This window comes from Mesorhizobium sp. WSM4311, from assembly GCF_002295115.1.
Classification (GTDB): domain Bacteria; phylum Pseudomonadota; class Alphaproteobacteria; order Rhizobiales; family Rhizobiaceae; genus Mesorhizobium.
The window spans coordinates 1-13,421 of record NZ_NSFV01000025.1; the positions used below are offsets into that span (position 1 = coordinate 1).

The 13,421-nt window shown below is 65.2% G+C and carries 12 protein-coding genes; 2 read left to right on the forward strand and 10 right to left on the reverse strand.

The window, feature by feature from the left end; translation table 11 throughout:
- Positions 1-495: 495 nt before the first annotated feature.
- Entirely contained in the window at positions 496-1,047 is a 552-nt protein-coding gene (locus CK226_RS32910) for an isochorismatase family protein (RefSeq protein WP_095794057.1), read from the reverse strand.
- 43 nt (positions 1,048-1,090) lie between these two features.
- Between CK226_RS32910 and CK226_RS32915 the strand changes: the two genes are divergently transcribed.
- The gene (locus CK226_RS32915) at positions 1,091-1,636 is read left to right on the forward strand and encodes a DUF5071 domain-containing protein (RefSeq protein ID WP_245437920.1); all 546 of its coding nucleotides are present in this window, start codon (positions 1,091-1,093) and stop codon (positions 1,634-1,636) included.
- A gap of 54 nt (positions 1,637-1,690) precedes the next feature.
- On the opposite strand, the gene CK226_RS32920 is transcribed toward CK226_RS32915, so the two are convergent.
- From CK226_RS32920 to CK226_RS32950, 7 genes are all read right to left on the reverse strand, one after another.
- Positions 1,691-3,214, reverse strand: a complete 1,524-nt coding sequence (locus tag CK226_RS32920; protein ID WP_095794038.1) for a WD40 repeat domain-containing protein — start codon at positions 3,212-3,214, stop codon at positions 1,691-1,693.
- Positions 3,215-3,410: 196 nt separating this feature from the next.
- Positions 3,411-4,181 carry an exodeoxyribonuclease III gene (xth, locus tag CK226_RS32925; protein ID WP_095794039.1) on the reverse strand — a complete coding sequence of 257 codons (771 nt, stop codon included), beginning with the start codon at positions 4,179-4,181 and terminating at the stop codon, positions 3,411-3,413.
- A gap of 7 nt (positions 4,182-4,188) precedes the next feature.
- On the reverse strand, positions 4,189-4,833 hold the full coding sequence (locus CK226_RS32930; protein WP_095775080.1) for an alpha/beta fold hydrolase: 645 nt from the start codon (positions 4,831-4,833) through the stop codon (positions 4,189-4,191).
- Between the two features lie 208 nt (positions 4,834-5,041).
- Entirely contained in the window at positions 5,042-6,166 is a 1,125-nt protein-coding gene (locus CK226_RS32935; RefSeq protein ID WP_095794040.1) for a tetratricopeptide repeat protein, read from the reverse strand.
- The gene (locus CK226_RS32940; RefSeq protein WP_095775078.1) at positions 6,163-7,071 is read right to left on the reverse strand and encodes a Ku protein; all 909 of its coding nucleotides are present in this window, start codon (positions 7,069-7,071) and stop codon (positions 6,163-6,165) included. Before CK226_RS32940 ends, CK226_RS32935 begins: the two co-directional genes overlap by 4 nt.
- Before the next feature lie 234 nt (positions 7,072-7,305).
- Positions 7,306-9,810, reverse strand: a complete 2,505-nt coding sequence (gene ligD, locus CK226_RS32945) for a DNA ligase D (RefSeq protein WP_095794041.1) — start codon at positions 9,808-9,810, stop codon at positions 7,306-7,308.
- Between the two features lie 69 nt (positions 9,811-9,879).
- A complete protein-coding gene (locus tag CK226_RS32950; RefSeq protein ID WP_095775076.1) occupies positions 9,880-10,104 on the reverse strand; it encodes a hypothetical protein in 225 nt (74 codons plus the stop codon).
- A gap of 413 nt (positions 10,105-10,517) precedes the next feature.
- Between CK226_RS32950 and CK226_RS32955 the strand changes: the two genes are divergently transcribed.
- Positions 10,518-10,832 carry an EthD family reductase gene (locus tag CK226_RS32955; protein ID WP_095794042.1) on the forward strand — a complete coding sequence of 105 codons (315 nt, stop codon included), beginning with the start codon at positions 10,518-10,520 and terminating at the stop codon, positions 10,830-10,832.
- 99 nt (positions 10,833-10,931) lie between these two features.
- Here the strand turns inward: CK226_RS32955 and CK226_RS32960 are convergent, their stop codons facing one another.
- A complete protein-coding gene (locus CK226_RS32960) occupies positions 10,932-12,155 on the reverse strand; it encodes a GNAT family N-acetyltransferase (RefSeq protein ID WP_095775198.1) in 1,224 nt (407 codons plus the stop codon).
- Between the two features lie 29 nt (positions 12,156-12,184).
- The gene (locus tag CK226_RS32965) at positions 12,185-13,420 is read right to left on the reverse strand and encodes a GNAT family N-acetyltransferase (RefSeq protein WP_179301179.1); all 1,236 of its coding nucleotides are present in this window, start codon (positions 13,418-13,420) and stop codon (positions 12,185-12,187) included.
- Position 13,421 lies beyond the last annotated feature (1 nt).

Below are 13,421 nucleotides of genomic sequence, written 5' to 3' on the forward strand. Positions count from 1 at the left end.
TGCCGGGGGTGCCGATGGCGGGGGCGACGGGGGCGAAATCAGCCGGCGGCGCCTTGCCGGCCGGCACGATGGCGCTGAAGCGGCCGCCGGTGACGAAGAAATCCGCCAGCGACCCGTCGGCCAGTTTCGCGTTGCGGAAAATCGTCTGTTCGCTCATCGTCTGCTCGCTCATGGGCGCCATCGCTGCTGAAGCGCCAGTCCTCGCCGCCCGCCTGCCGTGGGTCAATGCGGCAGCCAAGGAAACTGTTTCGCGCAATTGCCGCTGGTGCCGGCGAGACAGAGCGCGAATCCGCGCCGCGGCTCTTGCCTATTCCGCTTTCGCGGAAGTTTCGGCGGCCCCGCAATGTGCCATTGTGTTATCGCGGCGGTACGAGCCGCCCTGGTTGACGCGGGCGCCCAGCCATCCCCAACAATGCGCCGCCCCGTCCGCGTCGACCATGGCTTGGCATTGTGATCCGTCCGGCAGGCCGGGCTGTCATGACCGTCGTTGCCGCTTCAACCGCCAACCAGCGCCTTTGTCGTCACCAGATTGACGCCAGCCTCGGCGAATTCGTCATTGTGCCTGGCGATGATCTGCTCAGCGCTCTCGCTGGCGCTGTCCAGCGTGCTGTGGGCGTCGGAAACCACGGTGACGCAGAGCCCTCTGGCGATTGCGGCCCTGACGGTTGCCGCGACACAAAAATCAGTCTGCGCACCGACGATCACAATTCCACCGGCCCCCTGCCCAACCACCCAGTCGCCGAAGGCTGAATTGCTGAAAGCATCGCGCACGGATTTGGCGAAGGTCGGTTCATGATCGGCTTGCTGAAGAGCGGGCCATACCGGCCAACCCGGCTCACCCGGCGCCAGCGGATCGCCCTCAGGTCCATCATGCCTGACGAAAGCGACCTTGCGTCCATCCCGTCTTGCCCAGTCGATCACCGCCCGGGCACGCTCCGCAATGCCGGGCGCGTCGTGGATCGGCGGCTCGTGCAGGCCGTCGAACATTCCGGTCTGGAGGTCGATGACGATGAGCGGCGCGTTGGCCATGAGACTGGGTGCTGGCATGGGTGCGACCATAGCTTGGACGGCGGGAGGGTCAAGGACGGGAATGGCGGATGTGGCGACAGTGGAAGGTGCCGGTTATGTTGGCGTTCGTGATGCTGGAAAGGCTGGCATGCACGCCATCATTGACAGCAACCTTCTGGTATTCTTCGATGAAGCACTGATGCAGAAAGCGAGCTGTATGATTGATCTGCAGAGCCTGCTGCCACGCGACAAGTACGATCTCGACTCAATCCCTTTGATTGTCAAAGCAGGCTATCCCGCGGTAGCACCGATTTTGGACGAATTGCTGGATTGGACAGCCGATAGCAATTGGCCGGCAGCCAGCCCCCTCGCCGATTTCCTTGTGACCCTCGGGCCACCGCTGATTGATCCGATCTCACAAGTCCTTCAGGGAACGGATGGGGCTCAAAAGTGGCATTGCATCAATTTGATCGTGCAGAGATTGCCGACCGACACTCTTCGTGGCCTCGAAAAGGATTTACGCCGACTGGCGGATTATCCGAGCGACGATGACAGACGAGAAGAAATCGATGTCGAGGCGCGTGAGATATTGCTTCGCCTCGAACCCCGTGGAGACGTGATGCCATAAACTGACTCCGCTCGACAACGGATCGTCAGTTGACGCTCCAGCTGCTTTCAGCTCTCACTCCGGCGCGCCGGCAAACAGCACCACGCCATCCCCTCCAGCCGCCGGCCAGTCCCTGATGGTGCGGTCGTAGCCGCCGGTCAGCACCGTGCCGTCCGGAGCGAAAGCCACGGCGTAGATCGGGCCGGTCTGGCTGTCGAACAGGGCGATCTGGTTGCCGGTTTCCATATCCCACAGCCGCGCCGTGCCGTCGAGCGAGCCCGACAGCAGGCGCTTGCCGTCGGCCGACAGCGCCAGCGCATAGACCGTGCCTTCATGGCCCTCGAAGCGCTTCACCTGGCGGCCGCTGTCGAGATCCCAGACCTTGATCGTCAGGTCGCCGCTGCCGGTGATCAGATGATGCCCGTCGGCGGTGAAGACGGCGCCATAGGTGCCCTGCTCGTGGCCGTGCCAGCTGCGCAATTGCCTGCCGCTTTCGATGTCCCAGAGTTTCAGCGTGCCGTCGATGCTGCCGCTGAGCGCCTGCTTGCCGTCGGGCGAGACGGCGACCGCGCTGATCGACCAGTCGTGCCCGGTCAGCACATGCAGCACGGAATTGTCGACGAGGTCCCAGACGATGACGTTGCCGGTGTCATGCCCGCTGACGGCGCGCCTGCCGTCCGGGCTGATGGCCAGCTTGTTGACGCCGCCATTCTGGCCGGCCTGGAAGACATGCAGCACGGCGCCGTCGGCAAGTTTGCGCAGCACGATCTCGCCATCGTCGCCGCCCGTCAGGGCGCTGACGCCGTCGGGCATATAGAGCGCGGTGCGCGCCATGTCCTTGTGGACGCCGAGGTTGCGGATGAGGTGCTTGCCGCCAATGTCCCACAGCTTGATCACACGATCGGTGCTGGCGCTCATGATCGATCGGCCGTCCGGCGCCACCGCAAGCCAGACGACCGCGTCGCGATGGCCGTCGGGCTGCGTCGGCGACGCCGGCGGCGGTGGCGGCAAAGGCGCCACGGTCGGCGGTGGAATGACCGCGACCTCCGGCGGAGCGGCCGGCGCCTGCGGCGCGGGTGCCGGCGGCGGGTTGGCGGCTGTCGGTGGCGGAACTGGTTGCGGGGCCGGCGCTGGACCCGGCTCAGGTGCCGGTGGTGCGCTGGCGACATCCTGGTCCTTCGGCTCGGCGGGTTTGGGTTCGGCCACCTTCGGTTCATTCGGCTGGGCGGTCACCTCGCCGCCGCCCCACGGGCCGAACCGGTCGATGGCCAGTGCCGCCAGCACGATCAACGGCAAGGCGAAGAAGATCGCGCGCAGGCCGGGCCTGCCGGTCTCCTGCACGTCGGCCGCGCGGCCGAACAGCGGTGTCCCGGCTAGACGTGCCGGCCGCCCCGGCAACAGCCCGGCCCAGAACAGCACCGCGCCGACGAGGCAGGCGAGTGCCAGCAGCGAGAAGACCGCCATCTGCGTCGCCCAAGGCTCTTGCATGGCCGTCAGGCCGAAATCCTTGCTGCCCGGCAAGAGATAGAGATGGACAAGGCAAGCCGCGGCCAGCGCCATCAGCAGCACCGCCATCAACCTGTCGGCAACCCTGGTCATGGCGCAAGGCTCATGATGCCGCCGATGACGGCATCGGCCTCGATATTGGCAGGCTGTGGTCGCATCGAATTCCCTCGCCGCGACCGATCTTACGCAAGGCCGCGGCGGAGTCGAGTGGCCGCCGGAGCGAATGCCGCGCGGGCGCGAACGCACGATGAACCTGCAGACGTCGCCGGGGAGATGACCAGGGCGCGACCTACCTCAACTCCACCCAGACCGGCGCATGGTCGCTGGCGCCGTCCTCGCCGCGCACGTCGCGGTCGATGCCCGCCCCCTTCAGCCGGCGAGCGAGCGTCTTCGACAGCAAGATGTGGTCCAGCCTTAAGCCCGCATCGCGCGGCCAGCGGTTTCGGCGATAATCCCAGAAGGTGTAGAGCGTCTCTTTCGGATAGACCTTGCGCAGCGCGTCAAGCCAGCCCTGCTCGATGAGGGCAGCGAATGCGGCGCGGCTTTCCGGCTGCACCAGCGCGTTGTCGTCATAGGAGCGCGTGGCATAGATGTCGCGCGGCTCGGGCACGATGTTGTAGTCGCCGGCCAGCACGACCGGCAGGCCGGTGTCGAGGAGCTGCGCCGCATGCGCCTCCAGCCGCTTGTGCCAGGCAAGCTTGTACTGAAATTTCGGCCCCGGCTGCGGATTGCCGTTCGGCGCATAGAGGCAAGCGATGACGATGCCGTCGACCGCCGCCTCGATATAGCGGCTCTGCTTGTCGGCATCGTCACCGGGCAAGGCATCGCGGGTCAGCACCGGCTCCGCGCCACGCGCCAGTATGGCGACGCCGTTCCAGGTCGGCTCGCCCTTCCACACCGCGCCATAGCCGGCATCGGCAAGCGCGGTGCGCGGAAACTGCATGTCGCGCGCCTTGAGTTCCTGCAGGCAGACGACATCGGGCTTCGCCACCGCCAGCCATGCCAGCAGGTTTTCGAGGCGGCTGTTGATGTTGTTGATGTTGAAGGTGGCGAGTTTCATGGACGGGTCAGGACGCGAACCGCCCCGCCCAACCCTTCACCGTCTCCGCCAGCGTCTTCAGATGATCCGCCGTCGAGAATCCCGACACACTCTTGCGCGGCTTCAAATCATGGTCGCCATCTTCCAGCCAGATCACCTCGATCGCATCGGACAGCCCATAACCCGCCACCTCGTCGCGCGTGCCGAACTCGTCGCGCGTGCCCTGAAAAATCAGCGTCGGCGTCTTCAGCCCGGTCAGATGCTTTGTCCGCAACTGGTCGGGCTTTCCAGGCGGATGGAAGGGATAGCCGAGGCAGACCAGCCCGGCAATTTCGCCCTTGGCGAACATCTCGTCCGCGACCATCGAAGCGACGCGCCCGCCCATCGACTTGCCGCCTATGACGAGCTTGCCGGTCACGCCCCTGGCCCTGAGATCAGCGATCGCCTTGATATATTCCGGGTTGACCGTCTCGGCACGCGGCGGCGGCTTGCGGTGGCCGTAGCGGCGGGCGGCCATGTAGTGGAATTCGAAGCGGGCAACCTGGAAGCCGGCCGCAGCCAGAGCCTTGGCGGTTGCGGTCATCGAGGGCGAATCCATCGACGCGCCGGCGCCATGCGCGAGCAGGATGGTGACGGGAGCGGTGTCGAAGCCGTCGAAGAGGAAGCTGGTCATGGGGCGTCTCGCGCCGCAGTGACGTTGCCAATCTCCCCCCTCGTGGGGGAGATGCCCGGCAGGGCAGAGGGGGGCGCCAAGGAATGCCGGCCTTCAGTCAAATCTCTCCCGGGCAAGACGGTCTCAAATGAGCCGATCCGTTGGCGGGACAGCGCCCCCCTCTGTCCTGCCGGAGATCTGCTGTCATCGCGACCTTCGCCAATCATGGTCACCCCGCCGTCCGTGCCAGCTGCATATCCACGAACTGCACGCCCCTGGCGGCCACCCCGGCCCATTCGGACTCCGCATCAAGCTCCAGATACCGCACCCAGAGCCGCCGCGCCTCGGGCAGATTGCCGGCGTCGAATTCCAGCCTGGCCAGGTTGAACACCGGATCGGCATAGCTCCTGTCGAGCGCGATCGCCTTGTGCAAATGCCGCCGCGCGGAGGCGTCGCGGCCCTGCTCGCTCATCAGCCCGGCGAGGTTGAACCAGGCTTCGACGAAGGCCGGGTCGAGCTTGATCGCCCTGGCATAATCATGCGCGGCATCCGCCGCGTGGCCGCCGGCGCGCAGGCAGTTGGCGCGGTTGAAGGCGGCGATGGCGTCGCTGGGGTCGATGGCGAGGCAGCGCTGGTAGAGCACGGCGGCACCATCATGGTCGCCGCCCTCCTCGGCCGCTTCGGCCTCGGCGAACAAATCTTCCAGCGTGTCGTCGCCTTGTGCCGCGGCGCCCAGGTCGAACAGCAATTGCCCGTCGAGCTCACTCTGGCCGCCTTCGAGATAGATCGCGTCGGGGCGGCCGTGCTGCGAGCCGACATTGAGCGATTTGGCGGTGAGCGAGGCGACCGGGCCGGAGCGGTGCACGGAGCGCGCGATCGCGCCCCAGGTGGCGCCGCCGGCAACCAGCCCGGCATATTTGCGCGCCAGGATCAGGTCGCGGAAGGAATAGGGTTCGCAGTCATGCTCGAAGGCATCGAACAGGCTGAGTAGGTCGAGGTCCGCGCCCGACAGCCTGGATTGCTCTATCAACGATTGCCGCGACAATGACGACGCCTCCGGCGCCTTCATCAGGCCGAGCAGGCGCAAAAAGCCGTTCTCGCTGATCAGCGTGCGCCCGGCCGCGCGCTCGGCGGCGACGCGGCGCTCGATCCCGGCGTCGCCGCTTTTCGTCAATCCGGCCTTGGCCAACACCGTCCTGCCGAACACGACATGCGTCGTGCGCCTGGTGATGCCGCGCCTGAGCTGGCCGTGCTGGCGCTCGACCTCACGCGCGGCGAGACGCAAGGGGAACGCCGCCAGCGCGTCGATGGTACCGAAAACGGCGCCCGGAACCGAAACGGCCGGTGCCGTCATTTCTTGCTCTTGCCGACCGCCTTGAGCAGACTGGCCTTCAGCGGATTTTCAGGCGCGCCACCCGCTGCCGCCTTCTTGGCGGCGGGCTTGGCCGCCACTTCATCGGCCTTGCTCTTCGACTTGGCCGGCGGCTTCGACTGCGACAGGCTGGCCTTCAGCGCATCCATCAGGTTGATGACATTGCCGCGCTCGGGCGCGGCCGCGATGATCGGCTTGTGACCCTTGAGCTTCTCGCGGATCATCGCCATCAGCGCGATCTCGTAGCGGTCCTCGTAATCCTTCGGATCGAAGGTGGTTTCCTTCTGCTTGATCAGCGCTTCGGCGAGCTGGAGCATTTCCGGGTCGGGTTTGCCTGCCGGGATGTTGCCGAAATATTCAGCCGTGCCACGCACTTCGTTCGGGTTCCTCAACGTGCACACGAACATGCCGTTCTCGCGCGCGCCGATCGTTACCACCCGCTCGCGGCTGGACAGCACCAGCCGCGCGATCGCCAGCTTGCCGGATTTGCGCATGGCTTCGCGCAGCACGGCGAAGGTTTCCTCCGCCATTGCCCCGTCCGGCGCCAGGTAATAGGGCGCGTCCTGATAGATGACATCGACCTCGCCCTCGTCGACGAAGGCCTCGATGTTCATCGTGTGGTTGGATTCGATGCGCACCGCGTCGAGGTCGGCTTCATCGATGATGATGTACTGCTTGTCCTCGTACTCGTAGCCCTTGACCAGGTCCGAGCGCTCGACGAGCCCGAGTTCGGGATCGACCGGCTTCATGTTGATGCGGTTATGGGTCTTCTTGTGCAGCTGATTGAACGAGATGCGCTCGCTGGTCGTCGTCGCCGGATAGAGCCGGACCGGACAGCTGACGAGGCTGAGCTTGAGATAACCCTTCCAACTTGCCCTGGGCGCCATGATACACTCCTACGCGGCCATGCACTGATACTGCTCAGCGCTTTTCGTCCGAAGGACGATTGACGCCGTGGAAATCCTACACCGACCCCGCATGATACCGGCAAATCCCTGACGAAGTGTTTTAGGGCGCTGGAGGGGTTGTTGGGGAGAATAATTCAAATTGTAAGAAGCGTCGATGGACTGGAATTTTAAACGCTGGCGGGACCACCGATCGGGGCGGCCCTTATCTCGCGCCTACTTCCTCGCCCCCTCGAATACCGGCAAATCCCGCGCAAAATCCTCGATATCCGCCCAGGGATCGCCCGACGTCTCCAGCAGCCCCGGCAGCGAGGAATAATTCAGGTCCTGCGGCGCGTCGATCGCCTCCAGGTCGCTCCAGCTCACTGGCGTCGAGGCCGGCAGATTGGTGCGGGCGCGCAGTGAATAAGGCGCCGCGGAAGTGTGGCCGCGCGCGTTGCGGTGATAGTCGATGAAGATGCGCTTCTTGCGGTTTTCCTTGCCCATGGTGGTGGTGAATGTGTCGGGCGCGGTCGCCGCCAGATGCGTGGAGATGGCGCTGGTCGCCTGGTGCAGCTTCTTCCAGTTCTGCTTGGGTGTCACCGGCACGGTGATATGGATGCCGTTGCCGCCGGACGTCTTGGCGAACGGCACCAGCCCCAGCCCCTCGAGCTCGCCCTTGATGTGGACGGCGGCTTCCACCACTTCGCGCCAGGAAATCCCCTCGCCCGGGTCGAGGTCGAAGACGATCTGGTCGGGTTTGTCCAGGCTCAAGCGATGCGTGCCCCAGGTGTGGAACTCGACGACGCCGAACTGCGCCAGCGCCAGATAGCCCTTTGCCCCCTCGACCGAGAGGTAGGATTTGGTCTCGCCCTCGGAATTGGTCGCCTGGAACGTCACCACCGAGGGCGGCATGCCGGTGAAGGCATGGCGCTGGAAGAAGCAATCCTTTGGCAGGCCGGTCGGGCAGCGCACCAGCGACACCGGGCGGCCGAGGATGTGCGGCAGCATGAAGTCGCCGACCAGCGCGTAATAGACGGCGATGTCGAGCTTGGTCGGCCCGGTCTTGCCGAACAGCCTCCGCTCCGGATTGGTCACCCAGATGGTGGCGAGATCCGCCTCCGAGATCAGCCGCTTGCGCTTGGCCGAGACCGGCGTCGACAGGCCGACATCCCTGAGACCGCGAAATACGCCATGGCGCAACGCATTGTCCGCCGTGCGGTTGGCGTAATGGATGCGCGCCGAAAACAGCGGCTTCACCCAGTGCATCTCGCGCATGATCTCGCGCGGCACGCCTTCCGGCGCCGTGGCGCCGGAAGTCAGCGGCTCCAGCCGGGCGAGCAGGTCGGCTGCCGTCTCGGCATCGAAGCCGGTGCCGACCTTGCCGCGATAGTGCAGTTCGCCTTCCTCCCACTCGGCCATGCCGAGTGCCGCCAGCCCTTCCGCCGCGTCCGAAATCGTGTAACCCGCAATGACGAAATCGTCCTTCTGCAGCGCCTTGCACTTGGTCCAGCTCTTGGTGCGGCCGCTCTGGTAGATCGCGGAGGCGCGCTTGGAAATGACGCCTTCGAGCCCGAGCTCCGTCGCCTGGTCATAGAGCCCCTGCCCGGAGCCCTCGACATGGTCGGAGAACTGGATGGCGGAATTCGCCCCGAGCCCGCCAAGCAGCTCGGCCAGCAGCGCCTTGCGCCGGATGAGCGGTGCTTTCAGCAAGTCCCAGCCGTCGAGATGCAGGAGGTCGAAGGCATAGAAATGCAGCTTGCTGCCGGCGCCCTCGGCCAGCGCGTCCTGCAGCAGCGCGAAGCGGCTGATGCCCTTGGCGTCGAGCACGACGATCTCGCCATCGACGATCGCCTCGCGGCACGGCAGTTTGGCGAAGGCATGCGGCAGGTCGCCATAGCGCTTCGTCCAGTCGATGCCGCCGCGGGTGATCAGCCGCACCTGCCCGTCGGACAGATGCGCCATGGTGCGGTAGCCGTCGAATTTGATCTCGTGCAGCCAGAGTTCGTTGGTGTTCTCGGCAGGGCCTTCGCCGCCCGGCGGCCTAAGCGCCTGCGTCGCCAGCTGCGGCTCGATGCGGCTGAGCGCCGGCGCCTTCACCGCGCCGGGCAGTTCGCCGGGTTTCAGGGAACCCGGCTTTGGCGCGGACTTCGCCGCCGGTTTCGCGGCGGCCGCCAGCTCCTCGATGCGCAGGCCGGATTTCACGCTTTCCGGCCGCGCCTCCAGAATATTCAGCGCCGTGTCGGCGGCGAGGTCGCGCTCCTTGAACAGCAGCCAGTTCTTCTTGTTCTCGTCCTCGCCGGGCTTGGGCTTCAGGCGGGTCAGCATCCAGCCGCCATTGAGCTTTTCGCCGCTCAGCCGGAACTTGAAAGCGCCGGTGCGCAAGCTCTTCTCGACATCGTCCATCGGCGCCCAGGTGCCGGTGTCCCAGACGATCATCGGCCCGCCGCCATATTCACCCTCGGGAATGACGCCCTCGAAATCGATATATTCGAGTGGATGGTCCTCGGTCTCGACCGCCAGCCGCTTGTCGGCCGGGTTGAGCGAAGGTCCGCGCGGCACCGCCCAGCTCTTCAGCACGTCGCCGACCTGCAGGCGCAGATCATAATGGTCCGCGGTGGCGTGATGCTTGTGGACGACGAAGCCGTTGCCGTCGCCGGTGATCGGCCCGCCGGCCGGTTCCGGCGTCTTGGAAAATTCGCGCTTGGCGCGATAGGTCTTGAGTTTGGCGGGAGCGGGCATGGTCAAGGACCGAAGCGCTTGGCAAGCAGGAGCAACCGCCGCGTTCCGGAACGGATGGAAGTCACGCTCTCAATCGTCGGCAGCCGGGGTCAGCTCGAGCTCGGCCGGCGACAGGCCCTGCTGCAGCTGGGCGAGCCGGAACTCATCCACCCAATAGGCCTCGCCGTCGACCAGCACGCGTGCGCGGTAGGCCCCGTCCGAAAAGCTTTGCGCTGTGATGTAGACCTTGTGGGCGTCGAGCGCCTTGCGCACCGCGGCGCGCTTGGCATTCTGGCCGGTGACGGGACTGAACATGACGCTGCCCTCGGTCGCCCTGACACATCAGGCGACTGGGCTCAAGGATGACGGAGACACGCCTTGCTGTCAATTTCGGGCATGAACACGGCGCGGACCGGCAAAATCTCGCAGGCAGTCCGGACCGGAGCTGTTTTCAGCTTGCCGGCCCGGAACCACCCACCGCCTTGTGTCCTTCCCAAGACAGTGGACCAGATAAAAGCGTCGTCGCCGATCCGCTTTGACATGGATCAACCGCATCGCCGTGCGGGCACCGGCCGGCGGTCGAGATGGCGATGCGCGGAATATCTTCTGGCGCCGGCCCCATGCCGTTGGTCTCGCGAAAACCCGCATCCCTGTCGAAATACGCTCCCGGCGAACGACATTGGTGCGGCGCCGACGCGGCGCGGTCACCTCAAACAGGGAGCACCACCATGGCCAAGATGCTTGTCATCTACAAAACCCCCGCCGATCCGGCGGCCTTCGAGCGCCATTACCACGACATTCACGTGCCGCTGGCCAAGCAATTGCCCGGACTGCGGCGCTACGAGATCAGCCGGCAGCCGATCATGAATGTCCTGCCTGGCGAGACACCTTTCAGGGTCGCCATCCTCTATTTCGACAGCCTGGAGGCCATTCGCACGGCCTTTGACAGCGAGATCGGCCGGGCCTGCGCGGTGGACCGGCGCAAACTCGCCGGGGATGACGATCTGGTGACGATGCTGCTCTTCGACACCGAGGCGCTGTGAGCGGTCACCTCGTCGCGCGCGATTGCTGCTCCCGAAGCCACCTCGGGAGCAGCAATTCTCCAATTCTTCAATTCGTCAATTCTTCAATTCTTCAATTCTTCAATTCTTCAATCGCCGAAACCGCCGCATCACGCCCTGCACGGCCTTGTACAGCCCGGGCTTGGAGCGCACGAAAAGTTCGGTCTTCCCGCGCAGTTGGATATAGGTCGTCGAGCCCCGGCCGCGCAGCGTCACCGCCTCGCACAATTCTGCCAGCACCGCGCTCGAAGCGCCGATGTGCTGCTTGTAGCCCTGGCTTCCGACCGACAGGTCGAAACAGTCGAGCCCCTGCGTCACTCCCCACATCATCAGCTTGCCAATCGTCGTCAGGCCTGGCGCGGCGTTGGCCACCGCGTCCTGATCGATCCCGAGCAGAAGCGCGTGCAAGGTGCCCTTCATGACAAGCACGTACATGACCGCGAGATAGGCTTCACCGACGCGCAGCCCAAACAGCCGCACGGAGCCGTCGGACAGGCCTTGCAGGGCGGCGTTGCGGTAGAAATCGACGACCGGCGCCTGCGTCAGGAGGTCGAAGCGCCCGAGCTCGCGGAAGCGGTTGAGCCTGAGCTCGAGCAGGGTCGCGAAATGCGCCTCCACCATGTCGGGCGTCTCGGCTTCGACCAGATCGAGCTTGCCCATCTGTTCGAAACGGCGGCAGTGCTTGTGGAAATTCTTGGCGAAGGACGATTTGCAGATGCGCTTGATCAGCGTCTGCGGATCGCCACTCAGGGCCAGGCTCGAAGCGATCTGGATGGAATCGCGCGCCTGTGAAAGCAGCGCCAGCGGATTGGCGACGCCGTGAATCTCCCGCGGAATCCCCGCTATGTGGAAGCGGTCCGTCGGCGGCAGAACGGCGCGCACCGCCGCCCAGGCGGCGTCGGCGCTCTGCGTGGTCCAGGGTCTCGCATCGGCCAGCAGCGGCGCGGAATAATCGCACACGCCGCAGCTCAGCCATTCGATCACATAATGGCCCATGGCCCGGCGGCGCATCAGCGGCAACAGCATGACCGGCGCGCCCGTATCGGCGTCGTTGACCTCGACGACCAGCAGTTCCGCGCTTTTGGGCATCAGCCGGGTTGCGATCCCTTCCACCCAGGCAAGGCCTTGATGGCCCGTGCACACGCCGGTCGCCTCGAGGCGCAGCCACAGCGGCCTTACGGAATCGAAGCTGGTGTGCAGCCGCGCGGCAAAGCGCGCGGCGGCGCCCCAACCGGCGATAATTGGGGAAAGAGGTTGGTCCGGTGCATCCCCCACCGCGACTATTCGTACTGCCTGGCCTGCCACGTACTTCTCCCGTCCGTTCAGGCCTGCTCTCAACGTCCTCCACGCGAACGCCGCAAACCTCGCATCAGTCTCTGGGCCACGTTGAGCAGCCGTGGTTTGGATCGCACGAAGGCCTCGGTCCGGTTGCGTAGATCGATGGCGTTGCTCGCCGCCCTGCCCCGCATCGTGTACCCATGGCGGAGTTCCACAAGAACCGAACCCTTGGCGCCCATATGTTCCTTGTAGCTCTGGTTGCCGACCGACAGGTCGAAATAACCAAGGTCTTGCTCGCGTGCCCACCTCATCAACCTGCCAATGATCGCCATTCCAGGTGAGACGTTGGGCACGACGCTCTGGTCCATAGCTATCAGGAGAGCATGAACAGTCCCTTGATGGACAAGCAGATATTGAACCGCGATCAGGGAGCCGCCGACGCGCAGCCCGAAGAGCCGCACCGAACCGTCCGACAAGCCCTGAATGGCCGCGTCGCGGTAGAAATCGACAACCGCCTCCTGCGTCAGCAGGTCGAAGCGGCCAAGCTCTCGGAACCGGCTGAGCCGCATCCGGACCAGTTCGCCGAAGATTTCCTCCACCTGGTCCGGCGAAACGGCCTGGACGAGTTCCACATCGCCGAGCCTTTCGAGCCGGCGCCAGTCCTTGCCGAATTCCTTGACGAAAGATGGCCTGCAGAGACGCTTGAGCACGGTTTCCGGGTCGCCGTCGATGGCAAGGCCAAAGGTGGTCTGCACGGAATCGCGCGTGGTCGTCAGCAAGGCCAGGGGATTGGCGACGCCGCTGATCTGCTGCGGTATTCCCGTGATATGGAAGCGATCCGCCGACGGCAGCACGGAACGCACCGCCGCCCACGCCGCCTGCGCCGATTGGGCGGTCCACGCACCCGCATCGGCCAGCAGCGGTGCCGAATAGTCGCACACGCCACAGCTCAGCCACTCGATCACCCGATGCTGGAAGGCCGAGCGCAGCATCAGCGGCACCAGCATCAAGGGCGCGCCCGTCACCGCGTCGTTCACTTCAACGATCAGCGGCTCCGCGCCTGCCGGCATCAGCCGCGCCACGATCCCCTCGACCCAGGCAAAATGCTGGTGGGCGGTGCAGACACCGTCCATTTGGAAGCGCAGCCAGAGCGGCCTGACCGCTTCAAGGCTTGTGTGCAATCGCGCCGTGTAGGCATCGTTTGCGGGGACAGTCACGGGACGGGAGGCTTCCGCCACGGGCAAGCCGTCATCCACCGCAGCAATTTGCATCGCCTGGCCAGGCACATCCATC

Bases quoted from the DNA above. Each gene is read 5' to 3' on its own strand.
- CK226_RS32910 (WP_095794057.1), bottom strand. From the start codon at position 1,047: ATGCCAGCACCCAGTCTCATGGCCAACGCGCCGCTCATCGTCATCGAC.
- CK226_RS32915 (WP_245437920.1), top strand. From the start codon at position 1,091: ATGGCGGATGTGGCGACAGTGGAAGGTGCCGGTTATGTTGGCGTTCGT.
- CK226_RS32920 (WP_095794038.1), bottom strand. From the start codon at position 3,214: ATGACCAGGGTTGCCGACAGGTTGATGGCGGTGCTGCTGATGGCGCTG.
- xth (WP_095794039.1), bottom strand. From the start codon at position 4,181: ATGAAACTCGCCACCTTCAACATCAACAACATCAACAGCCGCCTCGAA.
- CK226_RS32930 (WP_095775080.1), bottom strand. From the start codon at position 4,833: ATGACCAGCTTCCTCTTCGACGGCTTCGACACCGCTCCCGTCACCATC.
- CK226_RS32935 (WP_095794040.1), bottom strand. From the start codon at position 6,166: ATGACGGCACCGGCCGTTTCGGTTCCGGGCGCCGTTTTCGGTACCATC.
- CK226_RS32940 (WP_095775078.1), bottom strand. From the start codon at position 7,071: ATGGCGCCCAGGGCAAGTTGGAAGGGTTATCTCAAGCTCAGCCTCGTC.
- ligD (WP_095794041.1), bottom strand. From the start codon at position 9,810: ATGCCCGCTCCCGCCAAACTCAAGACCTATCGCGCCAAGCGCGAATTT.
- CK226_RS32950 (WP_095775076.1), bottom strand. From the start codon at position 10,104: ATGTTCAGTCCCGTCACCGGCCAGAATGCCAAGCGCGCCGCGGTGCGC.
- CK226_RS32955 (WP_095794042.1), top strand. From the start codon at position 10,518: ATGGCCAAGATGCTTGTCATCTACAAAACCCCCGCCGATCCGGCGGCC.
- CK226_RS32965 (WP_179301179.1), bottom strand. From the start codon at position 13,420: ATGGATGTGCCTGGCCAGGCGATGCAAATTGCTGCGGTGGATGACGGC.